Source organism: Vibrio hepatarius (assembly GCF_001274785.1).
Lineage (GTDB): Bacteria > Pseudomonadota > Gammaproteobacteria > Enterobacterales > Vibrionaceae > Vibrio > Vibrio hepatarius.
The window spans coordinates 45151-71164 of the sequence record NZ_LHPI01000016.1 but is presented as its reverse complement, the minus strand read 5'-3'; the positions used below and the strand labels follow the sequence as shown (position 1 = coordinate 71164).

Annotated in this window: 29 protein-coding genes and 1 riboswitch; of the genes, 15 read left to right on the top strand and 14 right to left on the bottom strand. The window is 47.7% G+C overall.

Annotation, left to right across the window (positions count from 1 at the left end; genetic code table 11):
- Nucleotides 1–20: 20 nt before the first annotated feature.
- Complete coding sequence (locus AKJ31_RS15435) at nt 21–725, bottom strand: 3-deoxy-D-manno-octulosonic acid kinase (protein ID WP_053410002.1); 705 nt, start codon at nt 723–725, stop codon at nt 21–23.
- A 32-nt stretch (nt 726–757) separates the two neighbouring features.
- Nucleotides 758–1147, bottom strand: a complete 390-nt coding sequence (locus tag AKJ31_RS15430; RefSeq protein WP_053410001.1) for a diacylglycerol kinase — start codon at nt 1145–1147, stop codon at nt 758–760.
- Between the two features lie 94 nt (nt 1148–1241).
- Here AKJ31_RS15430 and AKJ31_RS15425 point away from each other — a divergent pair, with 94 nt between their 5' ends.
- From AKJ31_RS15425 to coaD, 4 genes are read left to right on the top strand one after another with little or no spacing between them, the layout of a single operon-like run.
- On the top strand, nt 1242–2291 hold the full coding sequence (locus tag AKJ31_RS15425) for a glycosyltransferase family 9 protein (protein WP_053410000.1): 1050 nt from the start codon (nt 1242–1244) through the stop codon (nt 2289–2291).
- The gene (locus AKJ31_RS15420; RefSeq protein WP_053409999.1) at nt 2288–3070 is read left to right on the top strand and encodes a glycosyltransferase family 2 protein; all 783 of its coding nucleotides are present in this window, start codon (nt 2288–2290) and stop codon (nt 3068–3070) included. The genes AKJ31_RS15425 and AKJ31_RS15420 overlap by 4 nt, the downstream gene beginning before the upstream one ends.
- The gene (locus tag AKJ31_RS15415) at nt 3070–4113 is read left to right on the top strand and encodes a glycosyltransferase family 4 protein (protein ID WP_053409998.1); all 1044 of its coding nucleotides are present in this window, start codon (nt 3070–3072) and stop codon (nt 4111–4113) included. Before AKJ31_RS15420 ends, AKJ31_RS15415 begins: the two co-directional genes overlap by 1 nt.
- Nucleotides 4100–4576, top strand: a complete 477-nt coding sequence (coaD, locus tag AKJ31_RS15410) for a pantetheine-phosphate adenylyltransferase (protein ID WP_053409997.1) — start codon at nt 4100–4102, stop codon at nt 4574–4576. The genes AKJ31_RS15415 and coaD overlap by 14 nt, the downstream gene beginning before the upstream one ends.
- A 46-nt stretch (nt 4577–4622) precedes the next feature.
- Here coaD and AKJ31_RS15405 read toward each other — a convergent pair whose 3' ends face one another.
- The 7 genes from AKJ31_RS15405 to AKJ31_RS15375 form a co-directional block, all read right to left on the bottom strand.
- Complete coding sequence (locus AKJ31_RS15405) at nt 4623–6605, bottom strand: LTA synthase family protein (RefSeq protein ID WP_053409996.1); 1983 nt, start codon at nt 6603–6605, stop codon at nt 4623–4625.
- 252 nt (nt 6606–6857) lie between these two features.
- A complete protein-coding gene (mutM, locus tag AKJ31_RS15400; RefSeq protein WP_053409995.1) occupies nt 6858–7667 on the bottom strand; it encodes a bifunctional DNA-formamidopyrimidine glycosylase/DNA-(apurinic or apyrimidinic site) lyase in 810 nt (269 codons plus the stop codon).
- Between the two features lie 97 nt (nt 7668–7764).
- Nucleotides 7765–8253 (bottom strand): hypothetical protein, encoded by a 489-nt coding sequence (locus AKJ31_RS15395; protein WP_053409994.1) that lies wholly within the window; start codon nt 8251–8253, stop codon nt 7765–7767.
- 169 nt (nt 8254–8422) lie between these two features.
- Nucleotides 8423–8593, bottom strand: a complete 171-nt coding sequence (rpmG, locus tag AKJ31_RS15390) for a 50S ribosomal protein L33 (RefSeq protein WP_004410866.1) — start codon at nt 8591–8593, stop codon at nt 8423–8425.
- 14 nt (nt 8594–8607) lie between these two features.
- Nucleotides 8608–8844, bottom strand: a complete 237-nt coding sequence (gene rpmB / locus AKJ31_RS15385; protein WP_004728407.1) for a 50S ribosomal protein L28 — start codon at nt 8842–8844, stop codon at nt 8608–8610.
- A gap of 277 nt (nt 8845–9121) precedes the next feature.
- Nucleotides 9122–9796, bottom strand: a complete 675-nt coding sequence (radC, locus tag AKJ31_RS15380) for a RadC family protein (protein ID WP_053409993.1) — start codon at nt 9794–9796, stop codon at nt 9122–9124.
- Between the two features lie 117 nt (nt 9797–9913).
- Nucleotides 9914–11581 (bottom strand): methyl-accepting chemotaxis protein, encoded by a 1668-nt coding sequence (locus tag AKJ31_RS15375; RefSeq protein ID WP_053409992.1) that lies wholly within the window; start codon nt 11579–11581, stop codon nt 9914–9916.
- A 211-nt stretch (nt 11582–11792) separates the two neighbouring features.
- Between AKJ31_RS15375 and coaBC the strand changes: the two genes are divergently transcribed.
- From coaBC to AKJ31_RS15360, 3 genes are all read left to right on the top strand, one after another.
- The gene (gene coaBC / locus AKJ31_RS15370; RefSeq protein WP_053409991.1) at nt 11793–12998 is read left to right on the top strand and encodes a bifunctional phosphopantothenoylcysteine decarboxylase/phosphopantothenate--cysteine ligase CoaBC; all 1206 of its coding nucleotides are present in this window, start codon (nt 11793–11795) and stop codon (nt 12996–12998) included.
- A 106-nt stretch (nt 12999–13104) separates the two neighbouring features.
- On the top strand, nt 13105–13695 hold the full coding sequence (slmA, locus tag AKJ31_RS15365) for a nucleoid occlusion factor SlmA (protein ID WP_053409990.1): 591 nt from the start codon (nt 13105–13107) through the stop codon (nt 13693–13695).
- Between the two features lie 5 nt (nt 13696–13700).
- Nucleotides 13701–14651 (top strand): Kdo(2)-lipid IV(A) acyltransferase, encoded by a 951-nt coding sequence (locus AKJ31_RS15360; RefSeq protein ID WP_053409989.1) that lies wholly within the window; start codon nt 13701–13703, stop codon nt 14649–14651.
- 69 nt (nt 14652–14720) lie between these two features.
- Here AKJ31_RS15360 and pyrE read toward each other — a convergent pair whose 3' ends face one another.
- Both pyrE and rph read right to left on the bottom strand, forming a co-directional pair.
- Entirely contained in the window at nt 14721–15362 is a 642-nt protein-coding gene (pyrE, locus tag AKJ31_RS15355) for an orotate phosphoribosyltransferase (protein ID WP_053409988.1), read from the bottom strand.
- A 100-nt stretch (nt 15363–15462) separates the two neighbouring features.
- Nucleotides 15463–16179: a ribonuclease PH gene (gene rph / locus AKJ31_RS15350; protein WP_053409987.1), complete on the bottom strand. Its 717-nt coding sequence runs from the start codon at nt 16177–16179 to the stop codon at nt 15463–15465.
- A gap of 166 nt (nt 16180–16345) precedes the next feature.
- Here rph and AKJ31_RS15345 point away from each other — a divergent pair, with 166 nt between their 5' ends.
- The gene (locus tag AKJ31_RS15345) at nt 16346–17212 is read left to right on the top strand and encodes a YicC/YloC family endoribonuclease (protein WP_053409986.1); all 867 of its coding nucleotides are present in this window, start codon (nt 16346–16348) and stop codon (nt 17210–17212) included.
- A 31-nt stretch (nt 17213–17243) separates the two neighbouring features.
- On the opposite strand, the gene AKJ31_RS15340 is transcribed toward AKJ31_RS15345, so the two are convergent.
- Nucleotides 17244–18065 (bottom strand): AraC family transcriptional regulator, encoded by an 822-nt coding sequence (locus tag AKJ31_RS15340; protein WP_053409985.1) that lies wholly within the window; start codon nt 18063–18065, stop codon nt 17244–17246.
- Between the two features lie 105 nt (nt 18066–18170).
- Here AKJ31_RS15340 and AKJ31_RS15335 point away from each other — a divergent pair, with 105 nt between their 5' ends.
- The 4 genes from AKJ31_RS15335 to AKJ31_RS15320 all read left to right on the top strand — a co-directional run bounded on the left by AKJ31_RS15335 (nt 18171) and on the right by AKJ31_RS15320 (nt 20422).
- Entirely contained in the window at nt 18171–18704 is a 534-nt protein-coding gene (locus AKJ31_RS15335) for a carboxymuconolactone decarboxylase family protein (protein ID WP_053409984.1), read from the top strand.
- Nucleotides 18705–18723: 19 nt separating this feature from the next.
- Entirely contained in the window at nt 18724–19146 is a 423-nt protein-coding gene (locus tag AKJ31_RS15330; protein WP_053409983.1) for a DUF417 family protein, read from the top strand.
- An 83-nt stretch (nt 19147–19229) separates the two neighbouring features.
- Nucleotides 19230–19490 carry a nitrate/nitrite transporter NrtS gene (gene nrtS, locus AKJ31_RS15325; RefSeq protein ID WP_053409982.1) on the top strand — a complete coding sequence of 87 codons (261 nt, stop codon included), beginning with the start codon at nt 19230–19232 and terminating at the stop codon, nt 19488–19490.
- A complete protein-coding gene (locus tag AKJ31_RS15320; RefSeq protein ID WP_053409981.1) occupies nt 19487–20422 on the top strand; it encodes a methyl-accepting chemotaxis protein in 936 nt (311 codons plus the stop codon). The genes nrtS and AKJ31_RS15320 overlap by 4 nt, the downstream gene beginning before the upstream one ends.
- A gap of 43 nt (nt 20423–20465) precedes the next feature.
- On the opposite strand, the gene AKJ31_RS15315 is transcribed toward AKJ31_RS15320, so the two are convergent.
- Together AKJ31_RS15315 and AKJ31_RS15310 are read right to left on the bottom strand one after the other, a co-directional pair.
- Entirely contained in the window at nt 20466–20891 is a 426-nt protein-coding gene (locus AKJ31_RS15315) for a phosphate-starvation-inducible protein PsiE (RefSeq protein ID WP_053409980.1), read from the bottom strand.
- A 134-nt stretch (nt 20892–21025) separates the two neighbouring features.
- The gene (locus tag AKJ31_RS15310) at nt 21026–22396 is read right to left on the bottom strand and encodes an NCS2 family permease (protein ID WP_053409979.1); all 1371 of its coding nucleotides are present in this window, start codon (nt 22394–22396) and stop codon (nt 21026–21028) included.
- 66 nt (nt 22397–22462) lie between these two features.
- A riboswitch (purine riboswitch) is annotated at nt 22463–22562 on the bottom strand.
- Nucleotides 22563–22855: 293 nt separating this feature from the next.
- On the opposite strand from AKJ31_RS15310, the gene gmk reads away from it, so the two are divergent.
- The 3 genes from gmk (at nt 22856) to spoT (ending at nt 25988) form a co-directional block, all read left to right on the top strand.
- Complete coding sequence (gmk, locus tag AKJ31_RS15305; RefSeq protein ID WP_053409978.1) at nt 22856–23479, top strand: guanylate kinase; 624 nt, start codon at nt 22856–22858, stop codon at nt 23477–23479.
- A 75-nt stretch (nt 23480–23554) separates the two neighbouring features.
- On the top strand, nt 23555–23827 hold the full coding sequence (rpoZ, locus tag AKJ31_RS15300) for a DNA-directed RNA polymerase subunit omega (protein WP_004410883.1): 273 nt from the start codon (nt 23555–23557) through the stop codon (nt 23825–23827).
- Nucleotides 23828–23867: 40 nt separating this feature from the next.
- Nucleotides 23868–25988, top strand: coding sequence for a bifunctional GTP diphosphokinase/guanosine-3',5'-bis pyrophosphate 3'-pyrophosphohydrolase (spoT, locus tag AKJ31_RS15295; RefSeq protein WP_053409977.1), 2121 nt, complete (start codon nt 23868–23870; stop codon nt 25986–25988).
- The last annotated feature ends 26 nt before the right edge of the window (nt 25989–26014 follow it).

The window sequence follows — 26014 nt, the reverse complement described above, 5'->3', positions numbered from 1 at the left end:
GTGTAATTATGGCTTAATTATTATTGGTTATATCCAGCAAGCAGGTGTTGGAATTCATCTTCTTGCCAGTGGATAGAGCGCTTATTCAGTTCCTTACGAAACGAGCGTAGCAATCTATCTAAATTATGTTGCTGCCAGTCTGAGCCAGCTTGTTGGTAACACTTATCAAAATCGATAATCCAAACTTGTCCGCTGGTATCTAGCAGCAGATTATGGATGTTCAAATCGGTATGGTTCACTTGAGCTTGATGCATCTTTGCGATCTCACGACCGACCGCATAATACTGCTCTTTCGTTAGTGATTCCGCTTCCAGCAGACTGACGAGATCTTTCGCATCTGCTATCTTTTCGCTAAGTAAATCGGTTCGATAGGCCAACCCACATCGCTCTACTCGCGCAGCAATTGGTCTAGGGACGTGAACGCCCGCCTTAGCCAAAGTCTGCAAAAGCGTAAACTCAGCGTAACTACGGGTCTTTTCCCAGCCAGTGAACCAGTATTGGTCTGAAACGATTTTACCGAATAGCCCACCACGTCGATAATGTCTCAACGCAGCTTGAATGGTTTGAGTCTGAATAAACCAAGTAGTTCCCCTACCTTGCGCGCTTCCAATCACGGCACCATTCTGTTGCCAGAAATCGATATCAAAAGCGTGCTCAGCAGGCTCGCTTAGTAGCTCCGCGTCGTACCAAATACGAAGATTGTCTTTAGTCAATTGCCTAACCATCTTCACTCCTGAATGTCTAAAGATAAGTTTGGCTACGCGATAAACTGGTGGTAGAGGATATACAACCACGTGAACGCAGCAAAACTTAGTGCAACAAACACAGCAGCAGAGCCGATGTCTTTCGCGCGCCCACTAAGATCGTGTCTCTCAGGACCAATCCTATCCACAACCGCTTCGATCGCTGAGTTGAGTAGCTCTACGATTAACACTAACACCACCACACCTAGCATCAAAATGCTTTCGATTACAGGCAGTGGTAACCAAGTGACAGCAACGATTGCAACGAGTAACAGAGCCAACTCTTGACGAACGGCAGCTTCGTGTTGGAAGGCCGCTTTGAGCCCTTTCATGGAATATCCGGTTGCGTTAATAACGCGTGTCAATCCTGTTGCACCAGGCTTGCCACTATTTTGCTGAACCATAGGTTACCTTTCGACTGATAGTGATGGCGGCTATTTTACATTTCTTAGCGTTGTCTGCATAATTCTAACCACTTTTATCTCTTGAGCACCTTCTATGCCACTGTTCTCTTCTGCACCAGAATCGGTCTGTTTTCTACGTCTTTCTGCGATTGGCGATACTTGCCATGCTGTTGCGGCGGTCCAAGCACTGCAGAAGCACTGGCCAAGCACCAAAGTGACTTGGATTATCGGCAAGGTAGAAGCACAACTGTTGGATGGACTAGAAGGCGTCGAGCTAATTGTCTTCGACAAAAAAGAAGGCCTCAAGGGGATGCAAAAGATTTGGGCTCAATTGAAAAGGCGTAAATTTGATGCGCTCGTCCACATGCAACTTGCACTCCGCGCCAGCTTGCTGACTATGGGCATTAAAGCCACTTACAAAGTCGGCTTTAATTTCCAACGTGCGAAAGAAGGTCAGTGGCTGTTCACCAATAAAAAGATTTCAGATACCAGTTCGCAACACGTACTCGATAGTTTTATGTCATTTATCGAATACTTGGGCGTGCCTAAAACGGCGCCACAATGGCAATTACCTCTTGCAGGCAGTGACATCGCGTTTGCCAAACAACAGCTAAACAACCGCCCTACGGTTGTCATCAGTCCTGCGGCAAGTAAAGATGAACGTAATTGGCTGACTGACAGATACGCCCAAATTTCCGACTGGCTTTTTGAGCAAGGTTATCAGGTCGTGCTGTGCGGCTCTCCCGCCGAAAGAGAGCGAAATCTCGGTGAAGCAATTATTCACTTAGCGCAGCACCCGATCCTCAACCTAATCGGACAAACATCGCTAAAACAACTCGCAGCAATCTTAGCCGAAGCCAAAATCGTCATCGCTCCCGATTCTGGTCCTGCGCATATCGCTACCACTCAAGGTACACCTGTGATTGGATTGTATGGCCATAGCAATCCAAAACGCACCGGTCCGTACAACGATTTAAATTCTGTTGCGAGCGTATATGAACAGTTTGTTGAAGAGCAACAAGGTAAACCAGCAGAGCAACTTCCTTGGAGCACCCGTGTCAAAGGTAAGCATGTGATGAGCAGTATCACAACGAACATGGTAATAGACAAACTTAAACCGTTACTAGAAGGTAATGCATCATGAGTAAAGCCACGATCGGCGTTTTGATGATCGTCAAAAACGAATCTAAACACCTAGCAGAGTGCCTAGAAACGGTAAAAGACTGGGTGGATGAAATCGTCATTGTTGATTCAGGTAGCACCGACAATACTGAAACCATTGCACGTCAGTACACCGATAAATTTTATACCCATACTGACTGGCAAGGCTTTGGTAAGCAGCGTCAAGTCGCACAGTCATACATGACTTCCGATTGGGTTTTACCGCTTGATGCAGATGAACGCGTTACACCCGAACTAAAATCATCAATTAAGAAAGTACTCGCGGATAACCCTAAGCAAACCTGTTACACATTGGATAGGCTGACACACGCGCTAGGCAAATTTATCCGTCACTCGGGCTGGTACCCAGACACCATTACTCGACTCTATCGACGTGAAGAAACTCAGTACAACGATTCCTTAGTTCACGAAAGCGTCGAGATTCCCAAAGGTATGACTAAAGCTCACTTATCGGGTGACTTACTGCACTATACGTTTGATTCTTTGAGCCAATATACGGGAAAAACCCAGCTTTATATGAAGTCTTGGGCTGATCAAAGAGAAGGTAAAAAGCGCAGTGGCTTAACAGGGGCAATACTGCACGGCTTCTTCCGCTTTTTCAAAATGTACATCATCAAACGCGGCTTCCTCGATGGTCGACACGGTCTCTTACTTGCGATTCTTAGTGCCAATACCACGTTCACTCGCTACGCTGATTTGTGGATTCGAGACTACGTGAAACAACAGGATAATAAGAAGTAATGAGAATTTGCCATGTCAACTTAGCTTCTGGATTCAGCGGTGGTGAACGTCAAACGCTGCAATTGATTAAACAACAGTTAATGTTGAACTATCAACTGACTGTCGTAGCAAATCCAGCCAGCCCTTTTTATGCTGAAATCGAAAAACTAGACTGTACACTGGTTGCTGCGACGCACTTTTTACGCTCACACCAACGTAGTATTACCGCTGACTGCCAGGTGATCCACGTACACGAAGGCCGTGCAATTTACTGGGCTCTAATCCAATCAAAGCTATTTAATGTGCCCTACATTGTGACGCGTCGAATTGATAACCCGCTCAAAGACAAGTGGTTGTCAAAGCTGGCCTACAATAACGCCAGTGCGCTTGTAGGTTTGAGTCGAGAGATAGTGAAACAAATTCAACTGCGCCATCCAAAACATCTGAATTCGATCATTCCCAGCTCTCCGGTTACCTATCCACACAACGATACGGCGGTTGAGGCCATCAAGCAGCGCTTTAACGGTAAGTTTTTGGTCATTCAAGCGGCCAACTTGCTGGAGCATAAAGGCCATGATGTGACCATTCAAGCGGCAGAAATCCTTTCCCAGCGTAACCCAAATATCCATATTGCAATTCTTGGTGATGGACGTGAGCGAGCAAACTTAGAACATCAAGCTCAAGGCTTAAGTAATGTAAGCTTTGAGGGCAAACAATCGAGTATGGGAGAATGGTTTCAAGCCGCAGACTTGCTGATACATCCCTCTTACTCAGAAGGTTTGGGCTCAGTGATCTTGGAGGCGATTCACGCAGGCTTACCCGCCATTGGTTCCAATGCGGGAGGAATTCCTGACATTATTGAACACAATCAATCCGGTCTGCTGATTGAACCCGGTGATGCTCAAACACTGGCAAGTCACATCGATGTATTAGCACAAAATACCGATTTGAGAGAGCAGTTAATCACTGGCGGCGCGGAAAAAATGCGCTCGTTTGATATTCGTCATACTGCTACCCTTTACCAAGATATCTACCATAAGGTCTTAAATAATGGCGTTAAATAAAGTGATTTATCCCGGTACGTTTGATCCGATCACCAACGGCCATCTCGATATTATTGAACGTGCAGCTTCGATGTTTGGAGAGGTAGTGATCGCAGTAGCAGCGAGCCCGAGTAAAAACACGATGTTCTCACTAGAAGAACGCGTCGAGCTGGTAGAACAAGTCACCAGCCATTTAGATAACGTGTCAGTGCAAGGTTTTAGCGGGTTGATGGTGGATTTTGCCAAAGAAGTTAAAGCCAACATTCTTATCCGCGGATTACGTACCACAGTCGACTTTGAATACGAATTCGGTTTAACCAGTATGTACAAAAAGTTGCTACCGAGTTTAGAGAGTATCTTCTTAACACCATCGGATGAGTACGCTTTTCTGTCCTCGACTATCGTCCGAGAGGTCGCTATTCATGGCGGCAATGTGGAAGAGTTCGTGCCACCTTCAGTCGCAGAAGCGCTGAAAAAGAAATAACGTCGATAACATGTAGGCGGAGCTAGCCCGCCTACCATTCTTTTCACTACATCTGGGTTGCGACTTGTGAGCGCAGATAATAGTTCTGTAATTTCTTGTAATCTTTACTCCATTCTACATCAGGATTCTGACTCGCCTCGACTTGTGTCATAAACCCTTCCCCCCATGGGTACAGCATTTCAGGGCTCTTATTGTCGTACGCTCCCCACTGGTTGATACAACGGCGGGAGTTGTAACCACGGTTGCTTACTCCTTCATTTGAAAGCATGTTCTCACCACCCAAACTGATATAGCTTTGTTTAGATAAGCTAAAGTGGTACAGCGTTGGGAAGATATCTCGATGAGAGCCCACCCTTTGGGGATCATACTGGTAGCGCGTATGCTCAAGGATTGTCTTAGGCACGTAGAGATAAAAAGGCACGCCATAGCTCGCGGCAAATTCTTCGCGTCGCTTAGTAGAAATGGAACGTACGCGATGGTCTCCCGAGGCAGCAATGATCGTCTTGCTCGCTAAGTTTGAACCCTTCACACTTTTGATAAACTGCCCTAAAGCGTCATTGGCGTACTGATAAGCTTCCAGCAGATTTTGTTCTTGCCCTGCAATACTGCTGACCAAGCTCTTAAGCCGTTCGCTCACCTGCACGGCTTTTGGCTCGTAATACTTAGGCGCACGATAAGGAGAGTGGTTCGTCACGGTCATGATATACACCATGGTCGGCTTAGTGGCTTCATCGAGTAGCTTTTTCACGAATTTAAAGGTGTAACCGTCTGGCACTCCCCATGTATCCGCGTAGGCCTTAGCTTCAGGGAACGCTCGAATGATGCTATTCTCATCATAAACCGTGTCAAAGCCTTGGATAGGTAAGTAATTGGCCAGATTGCGCCACATGCTATTACCACCGTAAACAAAGACAACATCGTAGCCCGCTCGCTTGTAAGGCAGTACCGCCGAGCTCGGCAACGCCACTTTTTGTGCCGCGCTGTGGCTAATGGTCGGAACGTCGCTGTGGAACAACATCATCACGATACTATCAATCGTCGCTGTGGTGCCGGCTAAGAAACGCTTGAAGACAAAGTCCTCGTTAAATGCATCACGCAAGCTACCCAATAAGTCATTCTTCTCTGAGTCATCTTCGATAAGGATGTTATTGCCCATCCCTTCCATTAACGCCATTACTACGTGTGGTGGGTTTTTCTCTAAGTATGGATTCTCTTGCGTGTGATATTCCGGCGTCGGCTGGCCGAGCACTTTCACCATCTGCTCAGTAAGCGCTTGCTCACTGATTGGCTCAAACGTCGCCTGCTTTTTGTAGTCACTCTTCGCCCAACTTAATGCCATAAAGGCATTCGGCGTAATAACATTCAGCGGTTTATACTGCGACACGTTGGCGTGATAGCGCTTCAGCGGCAAACTACCCACCGAACCGCGCGCAACGATGACGTAAGCAACAATCGTCAATAGAATTGAGGCGGTTGTCATCGCCCAATGTCTGGACGGCCAGCTCCAGCGTCGACCTCTTTTAAGCAAGGCTCGGACAGCAAACCACGCGCTCCCTGCCATCGCAACAGAAACTAAAAACGAACGGACAATCGGATAGTCTTCCCACGCGTTATCCAATACGGCTTTGGTATCATCATCAAACAAGCCGAACACAAAGACATCGATATAATTGCCGTACGTGTCGTAGTAGTAATAGTTGGCGATCGACAACGCGCAGAGTAGGAAGAAAATTACCGCGCTGTACCAAGGCGTCAAACGAAGCCAAGCTTGGAAAGTGCCTTGCTTCGCTGCCATCAACAGGCCCATCAATAGTAGTGGTGCAAACCCGATCAGGACTATCTTAGCGTCAAACCTAGCGCCCACGACGAATGCTCGAACGACATCTTGGCTGATTCCCACCAGCATCTCAGGCTCGGCGACCAAAGAGAAAAAGATCCCGCGCGAAAGAGTGAGAAATATAATCCCTAACAGATTAATGAGTAAGACAATTCTGATGAGTAAACGATAGTTGTACTGAAAAGAACTCATAATGACCTGATGAAAAGTGAAATACGGTAACTAAATAAGCAAACGAAGGCAGGGCGCTGGAACGGGGAAATATTGGTCGCAATCCAACGGAAAACGCTACCTCTTTGCACAGTAAGCCGCATACGTTATAACAGGCGCACTGATTCGCAAAGAGGCGATCATCTAATTTATGAGATAGGCTTGAGAATAGAGAGAAAGCTCAAGAACCTAATTGAATATGGGAGCATATCGCATAAAGCAGCACTGAATGCGCTACTTATGCTGACAGTGAGGACAGAAGAACGTATTTCGCTGACCGATTTTCAATTCATCGATCTCATTTCCACAACTTAAACATGCATCTCCAGCACGACCATAAACTTGAAGTTCTTGGGCAAAATAACCCGGTTTGCCGTCAGCTTGAGAAAAGTCTTTTAAGGTTGTTCCACCTTGCTTGATCGCCGTGGCCAGCACCTGTTTTATCTCTTGCACCAGTTTTTGCCATTGTTCTTGCGTGAGTTGGCCTGCTGCTTTAGATGGATGAAGCTTAGCACTAAAGAGTGATTCACTGGCGTAGATGTTTCCAACGCCCACAACAACCTTGTTATCCATAATGAATTGCTTCACCGTAACACGTTTGTTCGCCGCTTTTTCTAGCATATAATCAGCGTTAAAGGCATCGGTTAACGGCTCAGGCCCCATGTGACTGAGTGCAGCATGCTCGCCATTTTCCGTCCATAACCAAGCACCAAAGCGACGCGGATCGTTGTAGCGCAGTACTTTGCCATTCTCGAGTTTTAGATCCACATGATCGTGTTTGCTTGGGGCAACTTCTGCATCCAGAACGCGTAATGAGCCTGACATACCAAGATGCACGATCGCACTGCCGAGATCGGTTTCGATCATCAGATATTTCGCTCGACGGGAAACCGAGCGGATCACCTGGCCTTCCATTTGCTTTAACTCAGCGGGAATATCCCAGCGTAATTTGGGGGTACGAAACGTCAACTTAGCGATTTTCTCTCCCACCAAGTGAGGTGATATCCCCATGCGGCTGACTTCGACTTCTGGTAACTCCGGCATTGCTCTGACCTACTCTCTGTTATGTTTTCTGCAAATGGATGATAAACGCGCGCATATTGTAATGTGCACATCCGCTTACCTCCAAATCACTCGCGCCCTACTGGCTCAAAGGCAGTAAGAAATTTGGCTCGACCGAAACCGCAATCCATTGTTCTTGCCAGTTTTTTAGTAACCAAAACTGAGGAAGTTGGTAGTAAGTGATCCGTTGGGGCTCTTCAAGCTCGGTATACCAGACTTCTATCGTCTGTGGAGCATTCAGTTTGTCTTTTAGGCCGTCAAAGGTTGCTTGATCGACTTCGGTACCCACTAATGCGCTCCAGCGAGAGACTAATTCTTGGGCAGGAATCTCGATGGCCTGAGTGGATTGCCATTGTCCATCCACTTTTTGCAGCGACCAGTCGGAAAAATGAATCGCCTCGACTTGCGTATTCGGGTTAAACAACAGCGGTACGGTGCTTTGCTCTGCAGGCGGATCAATTAAGTAGGTCTTAATGATGGTTGGCAGGTTGAGTATTGCAATAAAAGCAATGATGCCGAGAATGAGGATGTTATTCCAGCGACGGCGTCGCGCCACAGAGACTCGCATGGCCAATGATTCCTAATCGATAAAAGTCGTCACTGAAACGTAGCAGAAATTGCGCCAATCGGCTATCAGAGAAGAATCTCTGAATAACGAGCAATAAAAAACCCAACTATATTGCTATAGCTGGGTTTCCAATTTCACTCTTCCCGAAGGAAGCTCAAAGAAGGATCAATTACTTGATCTTAGCTTCTTTGTACATAACGTGCTGGCGAACTACTGGATCAAACTTTTTGATCTCAAATTTGCCTGGCATGTTACGCTTGTTCTTGTCAGTTGTGTAGAAGTGGCCAGTACCTGCAGAAGATACTAGACGGATTTTCTCACGAACGCCTTTCTTTGCCATTGCCTATATTCCTCTTAAACGTTTTCGCCACGTGCACGAATATCAACAAGAACAGCATCGATGCCTTTCTTATCAATAATGCGCATACCTTTTGCAGTTAGGCGTAGTTTAACAAAACGTTTTTCGCTCTCTACCCAGAAACGATGAGTTTGTAGGTTCGGCAGAAAACGACGCTTAGTAGCATTTCGTGCGTGTGAACGGTTGTTACCCGTTACTGGACGCTTACCAGTTACTTGGCATACTCGTGACATGAATGTCTTCTCCAAAATCGTTTCAGCTCGATATCAACCTTGGTGGCCGAACCTCTCTATTTCTAAACAAGAAGTTAGAGGTCTAGCGCCGTTATGGAAACCCATACAAGGCTATCAAAGGTCGCGCATTATACTAACTTGACTAGCATTGCTCAAGACCCGAACAGATCCTTTTTCAAGGTTTTCGTGATCTTTTTTTAAGCAGAGCTGAATTTTAGTTCAAAAAATGTCGGGCGATTGTAGCAGAAAACCAGCAACTCACAACAAATAATGTGATTTAAATCCATCCCCTTTCTGCGAAAGAAATAACCTCGCCGTCACCAACCACAAAATGGTCGAGCACTCGTATGTCTACTAATGCGAGCGCATCGCTTATTCTACGGGTGATCCGGCGATCTGATTGGCTCGGTTCTGCCACGCCAGATGGGTGGTTATGGGCCAGAATGAGTGCCGCTGAATTGTGCTCTAATGCACGCTTCACCACTTCTCTCGGATAGACCGAAGCGGCATCGATGGTACCTTGGAACAATGGTTCGCCGCAAATTACCCGATGCTGATTATCAAGAAACAACACAAAAAACTCTTCGCGTTGTTTGTCACGCAACAACCCAGACAAATACAGTTTAGTCTGCTGTGGACTCGTCAGCGCCTCACCTCGTTTTAACGTTTCCGCAAGATAACGCTGCGTCATTTCCAGCACCGCACGCAACTGAACGTACTTCGCTTGCCCTAGCCCCTTATAAGCACAAAATTTCTCCTCTGGCGCCGAGAACAGCGCACGCAAAGAGCCAAACTCCTGCAACAAATGACTCGCTAGCTCGAGCACATTCATGCCCTGCGTGCCGGTACGTAAAAAAATAGCCAGTAATTCCGCGTCAGTGAGCGATTGAGGGCCATGACTTAATAGCTTTTCTCTAGGCATGGATTCTGCGGGCAAGCGCTTCAGGCTCATCTAGAGCGTCCAAATGGGGTGGATGGAAGCTTATTCAAGCCAAATAAAAACGAAGGCCGCAACTGGCCTTCGTTTTTTATCGGTTGAGATCAAGCTTAGCTGCAACTCATAAGTTACTTAGAGCTTAAAGTTACCAACCAGCTTACCCATATCTTGCCCTGATGCTGACAAGCTAGCGGTGATGGTTTGCGTGCTGTTGAAGTTGTCACTCAATTCATTGACGATTTGCTGTATCGCGACCAAATTCTGGTTGATGTCTTCCGCTACCGCGCTTTGTTGCTCAGCCGCAGAAGCGGTTTGAATTCCCATGTCATGGATTGAGCTCACCGCGTGTTGAATCCCTGATAGCGAGTGTTTGACATGCTCCGACTCGTTAACGGTTTTCTCTCCGCGCGCCTGGCTAGCATTCATCGTGGTTACCGCGCGAGCGACCCCTGACTGAAGCTGTTTGAGCATATCGCTGATCTCAAGCGTGCTATTTTGTGTACGGCTTGCCAGCGTGCGCACCTCATCGGCAACCACCGCAAAACCGCGTCCTTGCTCGCCCGCACGCGCCGCTTCAATCGCCGCATTGAGTGCCAATAAGTTAGTTTGCTCAGCGATATCGCCAATCACATCCAATACTTTGGTGATTTGATCCGTGTGATCGCTCAACTCTTGAATCGCTTCCGAAGTCAGGTTCACTTCCGCGACCAGCTGCGCGATACCTTCGATCGCTTGGCCCACTTCCAACTGCGCTTCATCAATCTGACGGTTAGCCGACTCAATCGCTTGTGCGGTCGAATTGGTGTTGTTTGCCACTTCACGTGCGGTCGCACTCATTTCGGTTACAGCGGTCACGACTTTATCGGTTTCCAGACAGTGATTTTGCATCTTCTCGTTGGCAGACGAGCTTTGATCGTCTAGATCGTAGGCAGCACTCTGCACCACTTCAGCCGACTGGCGGATCTCTGCAATCAATGGATGGAGTTTGTCCATAAACTGGTTAAAGGCGCGAGCAACATCGCCAACCTCATCTTTGGTCTCTACTTTTAGCCGTGCGGTCAAATCACCGCCACCTGCGGCAACATCTTCCAATGAAGCAACAATATGCTGCAAAGGCAGTGTCGCACGCGAAACCAGCGCACTCACCACAACGCCAGTAAGAATCAGACCGACCAACGACAAGCCAGTGGCAAACAAGGTTTGTTCTTGCAACTTAGCTAAGCGCTCCGCCTGATATTGCGCAACTTGGATATCGACATCATCAATGTAGATACCGGTACCCAAGACCCAATCCCATTTCGACAGGTATTCGGCGTAGCCCAGTTTAGGCGCTTGCGCATCAATGGTTGGCTTATGCCAAGAAAAATTTAGGAATCCATCGCCACTTTTCGACGCGTCGATAAGGCCTGCGATCACCGCCACGCCATTTTCATCTTTCAAACCGTAAAGGTTTTTCCCTTCTAGCTGCGGCTTGATCGCGTGCAGAGTGTTCACTCCTTGCGAGTTATAAGCAAAGAAATAACCGTCATCTTCAAAGCGCATCGCTTTCAGAATCGTTTTCGCTTGCTCTTGGTTTTCTCCGTTTACATCTGCATCGTAAAGAGGTTTAACCGCAGTAACCCCCATCATCAAAAATGCTTTTAGTTCACTTTTCTTGGTTTCGAGCAACTCACTACGATAGTTGTGTAACTCATTCTCTAGCGCTCTAAGACCACTCCAGTAATAAACACTGGTCACCATTGCTGTGATTGCAACTAAGGGCAATAAAGTAAGTAATAAAAGTTTGGTACGGCTTTTCATCCTGTCACCTAATTATTATGAATAGACTACGCGTGTATCATGCAGCTGTACGATAAAATGTCTGTGAGTCAGGCTAGGGTTTTATCAATTGACTAATTACTCGATTGTATAAAAACTTTTCGATTCACAGAGCCGACACGACGCGAAACCACTCCCGTTTGCAGTTGTGATAATATTGGCGCAGTTTTGACAAATTAGTATGGACAGCGACATGCAAACACTCGCAGGAAAAAAAATCCTCCTCGGTATCAGCGGCGGCATTGCCGCCTATAAATGTGCTGAGCTGACTCGTCGACTCATCGAACGAGGCGCTGAAGTTCAGGTGGTCATGACCAAAGCAGCAAAAGAGTTCATTACCCCTCTGACAATGCAAGCGGTCTCAGGCAAGCCCGTTTCGGACAGCTTGTTGGATCCAGCAGCCGAAGCATCAATGGGGCATATCGAACTGGCAAAATGGGCTGATCTCGTCTTACTAGCACCGGCAACCGCAGATTTAATCGCGCGCATGGCGGCGGGAATGGGCAATGACCTGTTAACCACACTTGTTTTGGCCACCGATGCTCCTGTTGCGGTCTCACCTGCGATGAACCAGCAGATGTATCGCAATGTCGCTACCCAAGAAAACATCGCGACCCTTGTGCGTCGTGGTATGGCGATTTGGGGTCCTGCGGCAGGCGAACAAGCGTGTGGCGATGTCGGTCCGGGTCGAATGTTAGAACCCATGCAGCTTGTCGAGCACTGTGAGCAGTTCTTCGCAGACAAGCCGCTAAAAGGTAAATCCATTGCAATTACGGCAGGTCCTACACGTGAAGCGCTCGATCCGGTGCGTTATATCTCAAATCATAGTTCAGGGAAAATGGGCTTTGCGCTAGCACAGGCGGCTCAGCAACTTGGAGCGGACGTCACCTTGATTGCCGGTCCGGTCTCGTTAGCGACACCAATCGGGGTAAAACGCGTTGATGTCGCCAGCGCGCAGCAAATGCATGACGTCGCGATGCAACACGCTCCACAGCATGATGTGTTTATCGGTTGTGCTGCCGTGGCCGATTACCGTCCGCAAACGGTCGCCGAGCAAAAAATCAAGAAAACCGATGATAGCGACCAGATGACGATTACTATGGTCAAAAACCCAGACATCATCGCTTCTGTTGCGGCATTGCAAACCTCGAGGCCGTTTACAGTTGGCTTCGCCGCAGAGACACAAGACGTTGAGCACTACGCCCGTAACAAGCTGGCGAAAAAGAATCTGGATTTGATTTGTGCTAACGATGTCTCGCTAGAAGGCCAAGGGTTTAATAGTAACGACAACGCAATCACCATATACTGGAAAGATGGTAAGCAATCACTTACTCTTGCTTCAAAACAACAAATTGCCACTCAAATCATGGCAACGATTGCAGAAAAATTAGAAGCTTAAAACTTCATAACACGCTTACACCGTATTTATTCAGGTTGTCTGGCTAGGCACGCCGATCATTCGGCTTTCTAGCCTTTTATTCAGAATGGTAAAAAGGAAAACGTTCATGGCCGGAACAAGAAAAACCAACCGCCGAGATGAAATTTTGCAAGCATTGGCAGAAATGCTGGAGTCCAATGAAGGGGCATCACGCATTACTACCGCAAAACTCGCTAAGCAGGTCGGTGTCTCTGAAGCCGCGTTATATCGCCATTTCCCAAGCAAAGCTCGCATGTTCGAAGGGTTGATCGAGTTCATCGAAGAGTCATTAATGTCTCGCATTAACCGTATCCTCGATGAAGAGAAAGACACGCTAACGCGCATTCGTTTGGTTTTGCAGCTCATTCTGGCGTTTGCCGAGCGCAACCCAGGCCTAAGCCGCATTCTTTCTGGTCATGCACTTATGTTTGAAAATGAAAGGTTGCGAGAGCGAATCAATCAACTATTTGAGCGTATTGAAACTTCTCTACGACAGATTCTGCGTGAACGTAAACTGAGAGAAGGAAAGTCCTTCCCTGTTGATGAGAAAATTTTAGCCGCGCAACTCCTCGGGCAAGTTGAAGGTAGTCTGAACCGTTTTGTCCGTTCAGATTTCAAATATCAACCAACGGCCAACTTTGAAGAGTATTGGGCGCTGCTAAGTGCACAAATTAAGTAACTATCATGAGTAAAGACAAACTTACACCGCCAGAGTTTTCACTATCCTTATTGCATCCAAAAAACTGGGGCGTCTGGTTAGGCTTTGGCTTGCTGGCATTAGTGGTCAATATTCTTCCTTATCGCATTTTGCTGTCACTCGGTCGCAAGCTCGGTCAAATTGGTATGCGCTACGGAGCAAAACGGGTTCACGTTGCGACGCGAAATATTGAATTATCGTTCCCTGATAAGCCGCAGCAAGAGATCCAACACCTAGTTGAAGAGAACTTCAAAAACACAGGTATGGCACTGATTGAGACCGGTATTACCTGGTTTTGGCCAACGTGGCGATTTAAGACACTGATCGTTGATAAAGATACTCACGCAATGCGCGAAAAATCCAAGCAAGGCCAAGGGGTTTTACTGTGCTGCGTACACGCGCTCAACTTAGAGATCACCGCGCGTGCTTTTGGCGTTCTTGGGATTGGCGGATACGGCGTTTTTCGCCCGCACAACAACCCGGCGTATAACTTTATCCAGTACTGGGGACGCACACACAACGGTAACAAACTGATTGACCGTAAAGACGTGAAGCAAATGATTCGTGTACTGCGAGACGGTGAACGTTTGTTCTATTTACCCGACCATGATTACGGGCGCAACAAATCGGTTTTTGTTCCGTTTTTTGCGATTGAGGATGCGTGTACCACCACCGGAACCAGCATTCTCGCGTACACCTCTAAGTGTGCGATCATCCCGGGCTCCGGCTTTAGAAACAGCGACGGTAAATACGAAATCATGGCGGATAAATGCATTGAGGCAGACTACCCGCAGAAAGATGAAGTGGCCGCCGCGGCTTATATGAATAAATACGTCGAAGAACTGATTCTTCGCGCTCCTGAACAATGGATGTGGCTGCATAAACGCTACAAAACCATGCAGGACGAAAATGTCGAGAAAGGCATTCGCTATAAGTAACCGCGCCAACCGATACAAACTAAAAAGGGTCTCCAATGGAGACCCTTTTTACTATTTGATTTCGAACGACTAGATGCCGTATTCAGCGCGGTACGCTTTTACTGCGGCTAGGTGCTCGGTCACGTTACCTTTTTCTTCTAGGTAAGTAATTAAGTCGCCCAAGCTAACGATAGAAATCACCGCACAACCAAAGTCACGTTCCACTTCCTGAATTGCAGACAGTTCACCCTTGCCTTTCTCTTGACGGTCAATTGCCACCAGCACACCCGCTAGATCTGCACCGTTTGCTTGGATGATTTCCATTGACTCACGAATCGCCGTGCCCGCGGTGATAACATCATCCACCAGCATAATACGCCCTTCCAAAGGACTCCCCACCAAGTTACCACCTTCACCGTGGTCTTTTGCTTCTTTACGGTTAAAGCAGTACGGCGTATCCACATCGTGGTGGTCAGCCAGCGCGACCGCAGTCGTCGTTGCAATTGGAATCCCTTTGTATGCAGGGCCAAATAGCACATCAAAATCGATACCAGAATCCGCCAACGCCGCTGCGTAGAAACGACCTAAGCGAGCCAAATCACGACCTGTATTGAAAAGACCAGCGTTAAAGAAATAAGGGCTCTTACGGCCTGACTTTAAAGTGAACTCGCCAAATTTCAGGACTTGTTTCTCTAGTGCAAACTCAATAAATTCACGCTGGTATGCTTTCATTACATTCTCTCTAAGTTACAGTTTTTCTTTCAACGCCTAGCTAACGACAAGTCGTACAGGCAAAAAAATAGCTTCCGTATCAGGGAAGCCATCTTAATCATTAATTTTCTAACGCCGCCTTCTGCGCTGCGACGATCTCGGTAATGCCTTTCTTCGCCGACTCAAGCAGCGACAGCAGCTCTTCATGGCTGAACGGTTCGCCTTCTGCGGTGCCTTGCACTTCAATCATGCGACCATCTTCGGTCATCACCACATTCATATCTGTGTCAGCGGCAGAATCTTCAACGTATTCTAGGTCACACAAGACATCTTGACCTAGCAGACCAACAGAGACTGCAGCAACGTGACCTTTCATTGGGTTTTTCTTTAGCTTGCCGTTGTCGATAAGGTGTTGGAATGCGTCCGCCATTGCGACACTCGCGCCTGAAATCGACGCCGTACGTGTACCGCCATCAGCTTGGATGACATCACAGTCTACAGTCACCATGATTTCGCCCATCACTTCCAAATCGACTACCGCACGCAGACTACGCGCGATTAGACGTTGGATTTCCATCGTACGACCGCCTTGCTTGCCATTTGCCGCTTCACGGCGCATGCGTGAATGCGTTGAACGTGGCAACATGCCGTATTCTGCCGTTACCCAGCCTTTACCTTGGCCTTTCAACCAACGGGGTACATTTTCTTCAACAGTCGCATTACACAGGACTTTGGTATTGCCGAACTCGACTAACACAGAGCCTTCAGCATAAGCAGTATAGTTACGAGTAATTTTTATTGGGCGAACTTGATCCGCCTTGCGATCGTTTGGACGCATTGGCTCTACCTTAGTTAGCTATCTGATGATAGGGGGAGACAAATTTGGTTGGGGCAAGATTATAGCGAAGTTTACAAAACAAAGCTATGTACATTAAGTGGTCATGCTCGGTTTGTGCTACTATGGCTTGGCGTTATTTTCAAAGATGATAAAACAGGAAAATTCGATGATTTATAGTATGACCGCCTACGCCCGAAAAGAAGCGAAAGGCGATTGGGGCAGTGCCGTTTGGGAAATCCGTTCGGTTAACCAACGTTATTTAGAAACTTACTTCCGCTTGCCTGAGCAGTTCCGCGGTTTAGAGCCTATCCTTCGCGAACGTTTTCGCAAGAAATTGGCACGCGGTAAAGTGGAATGCGCCCTGCGTTTTGAAGCCAACCCAGCTGCGAAAGGTGAGTTGACTATTAACGAAACCCTCGCCGAACAAGTTGTTAAAGCTGCCGAGCAAGTCATGCACATGACTGGTGAGCGTAGTCGCATCAACCCATTCCAAGTAATGCAATGGCCAGGTGTGATGGAAACGCCAGAGCAAGACATGGATGCAGTAAACAAAGACTTGCTTAGCGCGTTTGACGCTGCGATCGATGAGTTTATCGAAGCGCGTGGCCGTGAAGGCGAGAACATGAAAGCACTGATCGACCAACGCCTAAGCGCGATTTCAGACGAAGTGACCAAAGTTCGCGCACGTATGCCAGAAATCCTAGAGTGGCAACGCGAACGTCTGTTCACTAAGTTTGAAGAAGCAAAAGTTGAACTAGACCCTTCTCGCGTTGAGCAAGAGCTGATTCTTTTGGCACAAAAATCTGACGTAGCCGAAGAACTCGACCGCCTAGATTCTCATGTCAAAGAAACCACCAATATCCTTAAGAAAGGTGGCGCAGTTGGCCGTCGTTTAGACTTCATGATGCAAGAGTTCAACCGAGAGTCTAATACGCTAGCGTCCAAATCAATCAGCACCGACATCACCGCTTCCGGTGTCGAGCTCAAAGTACTGATTGAACAGATGCGAGAACAGATCCAAAACATCGAGTAACTATTTCCAAGCCCTGCAGTCGCGGGGCTTTTTACTCTTTAGTCTCTTCCTCTTGTAACCACTTACTTGGTGTTACACCAAACTGGCGTTGAAAAGCACGCGAAAACGCTACGCTGCTACCATAGCCCACATCTAAGCAAACGGACTTAATCGGATGTCCCGCCAGCAATAATTGCTGGGCGAGCAACAAACGAGACTCAGTGAGATAACTCAGTGGTGGCTGACCGATCACTTGGTGAAACAGCGCGGCAAAACGGGCTCGCGACATCCCACAATGCTGTGCCAACGTTTCAATCGTCCACGCTTGGTCTGGCTGAGAATGAATCGCTTCGATTGCTTTGGCTAACTTAGGCTCAGATAACGCCGCCAACACACTGGCTTGGCAAGCCTTGGTATCGACCAAGTGGCGGATCAGGAGTAAAAGAATCAAATCAAGTAGCGTGGCAATCACGGTGGTTTGTGCATAACGCTCTGTGAAAGCTTCTTCAAACAGTAACGTGATGACAGGGCTTAACGACGGCAAGTCACTCAAAGGCACCACTATCGCGTTTGGCAGTGCTCGATACAGCGGCGAGTCTTTAAAGCTCAAACCAGCGCAAACCAGATCACATCCTTCTAAAGTCAACGATTGCAGTCGATGCTTCTTTCCTTTTGGGAACACAACCAACGTCGGCTCACTGATCGTGTAGCGAAGCACACCTTCTTCATAAAGCGCGAGTTCTCCACTGCGAACCAAATGCAGTTGCCCTTCTCCGGGATGCTCTTCGCTGCATGAACTGCCGCACAAATTACCGGAAAAAAACAAATCTGCTTTAGGCGCAGCATGGGAAAGTAACGCGGATAACGCATCCATATTGAGACTCTTGGTTTATTTATCTGGACTGATGGTGATAAATCGTATCATCAGATATAGGAAGATAACAGCGTCCATTCACTCAACTCTGTTAAGGATAAAATTATGAGTCGTATTCTTCCTGTATCTCAACCTCAAGGTGAAGCAGCTGCAACGTTAACGGCTATTCATCAGAAGTTAGGCATGGTACCCAATCTTTACGCGACGGTCGCGCACTCACCTACCGTATTAAACGCTTTCCTCGCGTTTAATGAGGCGCTAGGCAATGGTCACTTAACCGCTAAACAACGCGAGCTGATTGCTCTAACGGTTGGTCAGGCAAACCAGTGCCAGTACTGCCTTTCTGCACATACGCTGATCGCTGGTAGCGTTGGCATTGAACAAGAGCAAGTCCTCGCAGTGCGCCAAGGCAAAGCTTACAACGCACTGGATCAAGCCATCATTACGTTAGCCAAGCAGCTTGTTGAACAGCGTGGCGAGCTGAGAAACGAGCAACTGGATTCTGCCCGTCAACATGGTGTCGATGACGAGCTGGTGATTGAAGTCCTTGCACAAGTGGTTGCCAACACGTTTACCAACTACGCCAACCATGTAGCGGAAACAGAAATCGATTTCCCAGTTGTTAGTTTAACGGTATAGGCGTTAGAGAGAGAAAACGATGAAGCATGAAAAAGGTTACTTGATTGCATTAAGTGGCGCAGTGTTAACCCTGCTTTGGATTGGCGTATTTAAGTTTACTCCCACCGAAGCAGAAGCGATTCGTCCATTAGTGGAGAGTCATCCGTTGATGAACTGGTTATTTGCCATTCTATCCGTGCAAGGTGTTTCTAACCTGATTGGCATTGTCGAAATCATTGTTGCAATCGGCATGGTGATTGGTATTTGGAAACCGCGTATTGGTTACTGGAGTGGTTTAGCCGCAACTGTAATCTTTTTAACCACCCTGAGCTTCCTTCTGACGTTGTCCGGTGTGTGGAAGGTGGTGGACGGTGTTCCTATTACGGAGTTTTTCATCTTCAAAGATTTAGTCTTCTTAGGTATCGCTTGGTTGAGTGTTGAACGCTGCCGTCAATATCTTTGACCACATACCTAATGCAGATAGCGCTCATATGGGCGCTATTTTTTCTCTGTTGTTTTCATCAGATAAAAAGGAATCACTCGAGTATGCAAGATCCAATCACGCTGAAAGACATAATAACTACGGCTAGAACTCCTTCCATTCTAAAACGCTCGGTTAAAGTCGCGTTGGTTGTCGGCACTATATTGATGGCGATTAATCACGGTGACGCCCTATTAATGGGAGAAGTAGAGCCCGCACGTATTGGTAAAATTCTTTTGACCTACCTTGTTCCTTTCTGTGTTTCCACCCAGGCGAGTGTACTTGCGACGCTCAATGCCCAGAAAACCCAACAGCCATCGTTATGATCAGATTATTCAAATCGCCACCAAAAGAACCTCGTGTTTCTATCACACCAGAACGACTGGCGGAGTTAGAAGCGATCGAAGCCCAGTATCAACAATTGGTGATGGATAACCCGCTAAGCCACGCAGAGCAAATCGAGTCAAATGCGGGTAACGTCCAAAAAGCGTCGTCCAACCGGATGGATGCGATCACCCAAAGCTCACAGCGAATCGAAGAGTTTATTCAACAGTCGAACGACATTGAAAGTTTGTCTCATGACTCGTTTACCGCGACGACAGAAACCGTCAGCACCGCTTCTCAATCGATTGAAAAACTCTACGGTTTGCTAGAGCAAATTAATGATTCCAAAAAGCAGTTGTTCGAGTTTACCCAATTACTTACTTCGCTAGAGCAGAACAACCAAAACATTGGTCAGTTAGTCGAATCAATTAAAGGCATTGCGGCGCAAACCAACTTGTTGGCGCTCAACGCCGCGATTGAAGCCGCGCGTGCGGGAGAGCATGGCCGCGGATTTGCCGTCGTAGCCGATGAAGTCAGGTTGTTAGCCAATACCGCAACGCACTCGGCGGAAAGCATCAATAATGAGATGAAGACCATCATGGCGACCTCTTCATTGATTATTGAAAAGCAAAAAGAAGTCTCTGATGTGATCAATTACAGCTCGGAGATCGCCGACGAGACGGTCAACAGCACGGAAAAGCTGATTTCGATGGCAAACCAAAGTCAAAGCGCTGTCGAGCATGTGATCCAAAAAGTCCGTAAGCAACTCGAAGAGTCTCACATCATTCAAAGCCATATGCAGCGGTTGGTTGAAGACACTCGGACTGCACTCTCGTTGTCGGGCGCCAACCATGAGTTAGCCAAACGCATTGCCCAAGCACTTCGTACCCTCAAAACGACGCCGAATGATGAGTCTATTGTTGAGGCAGAATAACGCCGAGCAACCACAAAAAAGCCCTGCAATCGCAGGGCTTCGTTTATTCGTCTTTCTCTTGCGTTTTTCTGTCGACATACGGCCAATAATGATGCCCGGCTCGAATTAATAACGTCGCCGCCGCAAGAATAAACGCCGCCAGCGACAACCAAACCACGGGCACCGCATCCAACTCTTTCATGCCGAGCGTGATATAACGGGCAATCGCCATCATCGCGATATAAATCGGGTATCGCACCGGGATCTTACCGTTGACGACAAACTGCTGCACCATCGCCAGCACTTCTAAATAGATGAACATCAACAGAATATCGGTCAGCAATACCCGCTTTTGCACAAACATATGAATAAACTCTTCCACCATCGCAAACACAGTCGCAAGCGTAATCGCGACCAGCAGCATGGCTTCCAATATATGGTAAATCTTGAGAAAAGGGCGGCTAAACGAAGGCGGTAACTGAGACGGCATTTCCTTATTCCACTGTCAGTGTCGATGTTGGCGCAATACTATCACGCTAAGCGGAAGAAAAAATGGCTCCGCGAATGCGAAGCCATGTTATTAAGCAGAAATCTAGATATTGCTAACAATAACGCGTCAGCGTTTTAAAGCAGTATCAGGTAACTGAGGAATAGCGCACACAGCACAAAAATCACCGGATGCACTTCTTTACCTTTGCCCGCCACAACCATCGCAAACGCGTAACTGATAAAGCCCATCGCCATACCGTTTGCCGGCGAGAAGCTCAGCACGGTAAACATAATGGTAAAGAAAGCCGCAATACGTGACTCTTTCTGCTGCCATTGGATTTCACCCAGACGGCCGATCATATAGATACCAACCACGACCATTGCTGGCGCAACCATGGCTGCAGAGAAGATCGAGAACAATGGATACAAGAATAGCGAAACGAGGAACAAGCCCGCCACCACGACTGCAGCCAAACCCGTTTTTGCGCCCTGTGACGACGCGATACCGGACTCTGAAAAGGCTGTAATCGATGTAGTACCAAGTACAGAACCAATCACCGTACCACCTGCGTCAGCAACCAACGCAGAGCGAGCATTCGGCACTTTGCCGTCTTTGTCGATGATGCCAGCGTCGCGACCAACACCGACAATGGTGCTCAAACCATCAAAAAAGTCGACAATCAGAAAGATAATCACGATAAACAGTAAATCAAACAGCTTATCCGCGGTTAAGCCGGAAAAGTTAAACACCGCGCCAAAGCTGCCCGCCAAACTCGGCGGAGTCGAAATAATCTGCTCTGGAATCGGCGCGTTATTTGTACCTAGAAACGCATCCGCGAGTACCGTGAGTACAATAGCGGAAACAAAAGAAATGAACGTCGCCAGTTTGATGTCGCGAACCATGCAACCCAAAGCGATAAAAATACTGATGTACGCGATGATGACTTTAGGGTCAGAGATATTACCCATGCTCACCAGAATAATTGGGTTCGATACGATGATACCGGCGTTCTTCAGCCCCAAAAAGGCGATAAACAAACCAAGAGACACTGTAATCGCAAGCTTGAGATCTTCGGGGATGGACTCAATCATCGCTTTACGGATATTGGTCATCGACAAGATCAGATAAAGCACGCCCGATAGGAAGATGCCAAACAGCGCCTCATGCCAAACCAACGCAACCGAGCCACTTAGCAGCATGCCTTTAAAGAAGCCGTTCATACTCATACCCGGCGCGAGCATCACAGGGTAGTTGCCCCAAATACCCATTATCAATGTTGCGGCAGCGGCAGCCAGCGCAGTAGCGGTAAACACCGCGCCTTTATCCATCCCCGGAATGCCACCTAAAATAGCCGGGTTAACCGCAAGGATGTAGCTCATGGCCAAAAAGGTGATAAAACCCGCGTACAGCTCAGTACCGATTGTGGTTTTACGCGCCGAAATTTTAAAAACAGACTCTAAGATGCCAGGGTTATTCTGGGCTTTCAGGGTGGTGTCGAAACTCACAGTGAAACCTATTAAAGTGGGGAAAATTGCAACGTTGAGCAAATGCTGTGGGTGCGACAATAGAGCTAGGCTTCACCAAAAAACTGTAGTCACCAAGATAGGCTCGGCGGTAGAAACTTCTAGTCCAAATCACTAGAGATATACAGCATTTAATCGTTTGCGCGGATTGTAAGGATTTGGAATAAAAACTCAATGGATTTCTAGCCAGATAGAGTAAATTTGCAACCGTTTGCGTAGCGGGCGTGATTTTATCAGCACACAAAAACCGCATCACAACGCGCGCTGGCATCACACTTGGCCGAGAACTGGTTGTTAAAAACGCTGCGATTGTGCTACTCTTCGCGTCCATTTTTCTGGCCTAAATTTCACCGATTCGGTGATCCACCACGGTCAGTGCTATCTTTAAACATGTCGATAACTTCTTTTCGGCGATACCAAATCAAACGTGGAATTGTACCTATGGGCAAAGGCACTCTTTATATCGTATCTGCACCAAGTGGCGCAGGAAAATCGAGCTTGATTTCAGCGATGCTGGAAACAAACCCAACTTACGCAATGAAAGTGTCTGTATCGCATACCACTCGTGGCATGCGTCCGGGTGAACAAGACGGTGTTCATTACCACTTTGTACAGAAAGAGCAGTTCGAAGATCTGATCGAGCAAGGCGCATTCCTTGAGTACGCTGAAGTGTTCGGTAACTACTACGGTACTTCACGCATCTGGATCGAAGAGAACCTTGATAAAGGCATCGACGTGTTTCTAGATATTGACTGGCAAGGCGCGCGTCAAATTCGTCAGCAAATGCCGCAAGCAAAAAGCCTCTTTATCTTGCCTCCTTCAAACGGTGAATTAGAACGCCGCTTGAACACTCGTGGTCAAGATAGCGAAGCGGTTATCGCTAAACGCATGGCTGAAGCGAAGTCTGAGATTTCTCACTACAACGAATACGACTACGTGATCATCAATGATGATTTCGACAATGCGTTAATGGATTTTAAAGCCATCATTCGCGCAGAAAGATTGAAGCAAGACAAGCAAGCTGCTAAATATAAAGGCATGCTTGATGCGTTGTTGGCTGAGTAAGTCCTAGACACTGGGAATACTCACGCTGTATAATTTCTCGTCATACAAAATTTTAGTTAACTATTTGGAGTCCTCATGGCACGCGTAACTGTTCAAGACGCTGTTGAAAAAGTTGGCAACCGTTTCGACCTAGTTCTAATTGCGGCTCGCCGCGCTCGTCAAATGCAAACTGGCGGTAAAGATTCACTAGTGCCAGAAGAGAACGATAAGCAAACGGTTATCGCTCTACGCGAAATCGAAGAAGGTCTTATCACGAAAGAGATCCTTGATGCACGTGAGCGTCAAGAGCAACAAGAGCAAGAAGCAGCAGAATTAGCAGCAGTAAGCAGCATTGCTCACAGTCGTTAATCTGACTCTCTTCACAACAACTATCTTCCGGGCCTAAAGTTTGTATCTATTCGATAGCCTCAAAGACGTTGCCCAAGAATACCTAACAGAGCCTCAAATTGAGGCTCTGCGTCAATCTTATGTGGTAGCGAAAGATGCCCATGAAGGGCAGACCCGTTCAAGCGGGGAACCTTATATCATCCACCCGGTTGCGGTTTCTCGCATCTTGGCCGAAATGCGCCTCGATATTGAGACTCTGCAAGCAGCACTTCTTCACGATGTGATTGAAGATACCGAAGTGACCAAAGAAGAGTTAGAAACTCAATTTGGTACTACGGTAGCAGAACTGGTAGATGGTGTGTCCAAGCTGGACAAACTGAAGTTCCGAGATCGCAAGGAAGCTCAGGCTGAGAACTTTCGCAAGATGGTGCTTGCCATGGTGCAAGACATTCGCGTAATCCTGATCAAACTGGCTGACCGCACGCACAACATGCGCACGTTGGGCGCGCTTCGCCCAGACAAGAAACGTCGCATTGCCCGTGAAACGTTAGAAATCTACTCTCCCCTTGCCCACCGTTTAGGTATACACAACATTAAAACCGAGTTAGAAGAGCTGGGTTTTGAAGCGCTGTATCCAAACCGTTATCGCGTACTAAAAGAAGTGGTTAAGGCCGCGCGCGGTAACCGTAAAGAGATGATTCAACGCATCCATACTGAGATTGAAGGCCGCCTAGAAGAGGTCGGTCTGAAAGCTCGCGTCGTCGGGCGCGAGAAGAACCTGTTCTCGATCTACAACAAGATGAAAACCAAAGAGCAGCGTTTCCACACCATTATGGATATCTACGCGTTTCGTGTTGTGGTTGAAGATGCCGACACTTGTTATCGCGTATTAGGCCAAGTACATAGCCTGTACAAGCCACGCCCAGGTCGGATGAAAGATTACATCGCGGTACCGAAAGCCAACGGCTATCAGTCTTTGCACACTTCTATGGTTGGCCCTCACGGTGTGCCTGTTGAAGTGCAAATTCGTACCGAAGACATGGACCAAATGGCGGACAAAGGTGTCGCGGCGCACTGGTCTTACAAAGGCAACGGCGAACGTACGGGCACCACAGCGCAAGTCAAAGCACAGCGTTGGATGCAGAGCCTACTCGAGTTGCAACAAAGTGCGGGTAACTCGTTCGAATTTATCGAAAACGTAAAATCAGACCTGTTCCCAGACGAGATTTACGTCTTCACGCCAAAAGGTCGTATCGTTGAGCTCCCTGTGGGTGCAACTGCGGTCGATTTCGCTTACGCGGTACATACCGATGTGGGCAATACCTGTGTTGGTGCTCGCGTTGACCGAAACCCATATCCACTGAGCAAAGCACTGAAAAACGGTCAAACGATCGAAATCATCAGTGCCCCGGGCGCAAGACCAAATGCAGCATGGCTGAACTACGTTGTGACATCGCGAGCGCGCACTAAGATTCGTCAAGTGCTGAAAACCATGCGCCGTGAAGAATCAGTGACGCTAGGTCGACGCCTACTCAACCACGCGCTGGGTGAGCTCTCGATCACCGACATCAGTGAAGAGAACATCAACCATGTCTTGGCTGAACTCAAAGTCGCGACTCTGGAAGATTTGCTCGCTGCAATCGGTCTTGGCGAACTGATGAGTATCGTGATCGCACGCCGCTTGCTTGGTGATGCTGACGAGCTGACAGAAGTGACAAACGCAGACGGTAAGCCGAAGAAGAAACTGCCGATCCGCGGCGCAGAAGGTCTACTACTGACTTTTGCCAACTGTTGTCACCCGATTCCAGACGACCACATTATCGCCCACGTCTCTCCAGGTCGTGGACTGGTTGTACACCGCGAAACGTGTCCAAACGTACGTGGCTACCAGAAAGAACCAGATAAATACATGGCGGTCGAATGGTCAGAAGACTACGACCAAGAGTTCATTGCGGAATTGCGTGTCGATGTACAAAACCGACAAGGCGCATTAGCAGAACTGACCAACGTGATTTCCAAGACTGGCTCGAATATTCATGGTCTGTCGACCGAAGAGCGTGATGGCCGACTGTACACAGTGACCGTATTGTTGACCACCAAAGACCGTGTTCATCTGGCTGGAATTATGCGTAAGATTAAAGCGATGCCGCAGACACTCAAAGTCCGCCGACGCAAAAACTAACGCTTAGAATTAACTGAATGCCCTTG

What these genes read in the sequence shown, in the direction of transcription:
- AKJ31_RS15435 (WP_053410002.1), bottom strand. Translation starts at nt 725, where the DNA reads ATGGTTAGGCAATTGACTAAAGACAATCTTCGTATTTGGTACGACGCG.
- AKJ31_RS15430 (WP_053410001.1), bottom strand. Translation starts at nt 1,147, where the DNA reads ATGGTTCAGCAAAATAGTGGCAAGCCTGGTGCAACAGGATTGACACGC.
- AKJ31_RS15425 (WP_053410000.1), top strand. Translation starts at nt 1,242, where the DNA reads ATGCCACTGTTCTCTTCTGCACCAGAATCGGTCTGTTTTCTACGTCTT.
- AKJ31_RS15420 (WP_053409999.1), top strand. Translation starts at nt 2,288, where the DNA reads ATGAGTAAAGCCACGATCGGCGTTTTGATGATCGTCAAAAACGAATCT.
- AKJ31_RS15415 (WP_053409998.1), top strand. Translation starts at nt 3,070, where the DNA reads ATGAGAATTTGCCATGTCAACTTAGCTTCTGGATTCAGCGGTGGTGAA.
- coaD (WP_053409997.1), top strand. Translation starts at nt 4,100, where the DNA reads ATGGCGTTAAATAAAGTGATTTATCCCGGTACGTTTGATCCGATCACC.
- AKJ31_RS15405 (WP_053409996.1), bottom strand. Translation starts at nt 6,605, where the DNA reads ATGAGTTCTTTTCAGTACAACTATCGTTTACTCATCAGAATTGTCTTA.
- mutM (WP_053409995.1), bottom strand. Translation starts at nt 7,667, where the DNA reads ATGCCGGAGTTACCAGAAGTCGAAGTCAGCCGCATGGGGATATCACCT.
- AKJ31_RS15395 (WP_053409994.1), bottom strand. Translation starts at nt 8,253, where the DNA reads ATGCGAGTCTCTGTGGCGCGACGCCGTCGCTGGAATAACATCCTCATT.
- rpmG (WP_004410866.1), bottom strand. Translation starts at nt 8,593, where the DNA reads ATGGCAAAGAAAGGCGTTCGTGAGAAAATCCGTCTAGTATCTTCTGCA.
- rpmB (WP_004728407.1), bottom strand. Translation starts at nt 8,844, where the DNA reads ATGTCACGAGTATGCCAAGTAACTGGTAAGCGTCCAGTAACGGGTAAC.
- radC (WP_053409993.1), bottom strand. Translation starts at nt 9,796, where the DNA reads ATGAGCCTGAAGCGCTTGCCCGCAGAATCCATGCCTAGAGAAAAGCTA.
- AKJ31_RS15375 (WP_053409992.1), bottom strand. Translation starts at nt 11,581, where the DNA reads ATGAAAAGCCGTACCAAACTTTTATTACTTACTTTATTGCCCTTAGTT.
- coaBC (WP_053409991.1), top strand. Translation starts at nt 11,793, where the DNA reads ATGCAAACACTCGCAGGAAAAAAAATCCTCCTCGGTATCAGCGGCGGC.
- slmA (WP_053409990.1), top strand. Translation starts at nt 13,105, where the DNA reads ATGGCCGGAACAAGAAAAACCAACCGCCGAGATGAAATTTTGCAAGCA.
- AKJ31_RS15360 (WP_053409989.1), top strand. Translation starts at nt 13,701, where the DNA reads ATGAGTAAAGACAAACTTACACCGCCAGAGTTTTCACTATCCTTATTG.
- pyrE (WP_053409988.1), bottom strand. Translation starts at nt 15,362, where the DNA reads ATGAAAGCATACCAGCGTGAATTTATTGAGTTTGCACTAGAGAAACAA.
- rph (WP_053409987.1), bottom strand. Translation starts at nt 16,179, where the DNA reads ATGCGTCCAAACGATCGCAAGGCGGATCAAGTTCGCCCAATAAAAATT.
- AKJ31_RS15345 (WP_053409986.1), top strand. Translation starts at nt 16,346, where the DNA reads ATGATTTATAGTATGACCGCCTACGCCCGAAAAGAAGCGAAAGGCGAT.
- AKJ31_RS15340 (WP_053409985.1), bottom strand. Translation starts at nt 18,065, where the DNA reads ATGGATGCGTTATCCGCGTTACTTTCCCATGCTGCGCCTAAAGCAGAT.
- AKJ31_RS15335 (WP_053409984.1), top strand. Translation starts at nt 18,171, where the DNA reads ATGAGTCGTATTCTTCCTGTATCTCAACCTCAAGGTGAAGCAGCTGCA.
- AKJ31_RS15330 (WP_053409983.1), top strand. Translation starts at nt 18,724, where the DNA reads ATGAAGCATGAAAAAGGTTACTTGATTGCATTAAGTGGCGCAGTGTTA.
- nrtS (WP_053409982.1), top strand. Translation starts at nt 19,230, where the DNA reads ATGCAAGATCCAATCACGCTGAAAGACATAATAACTACGGCTAGAACT.
- AKJ31_RS15320 (WP_053409981.1), top strand. Translation starts at nt 19,487, where the DNA reads ATGATCAGATTATTCAAATCGCCACCAAAAGAACCTCGTGTTTCTATC.
- AKJ31_RS15315 (WP_053409980.1), bottom strand. Translation starts at nt 20,891, where the DNA reads ATGCCGTCTCAGTTACCGCCTTCGTTTAGCCGCCCTTTTCTCAAGATT.
- gmk (WP_053409978.1), top strand. Translation starts at nt 22,856, where the DNA reads ATGGGCAAAGGCACTCTTTATATCGTATCTGCACCAAGTGGCGCAGGA.
- rpoZ (WP_004410883.1), top strand. Translation starts at nt 23,555, where the DNA reads ATGGCACGCGTAACTGTTCAAGACGCTGTTGAAAAAGTTGGCAACCGT.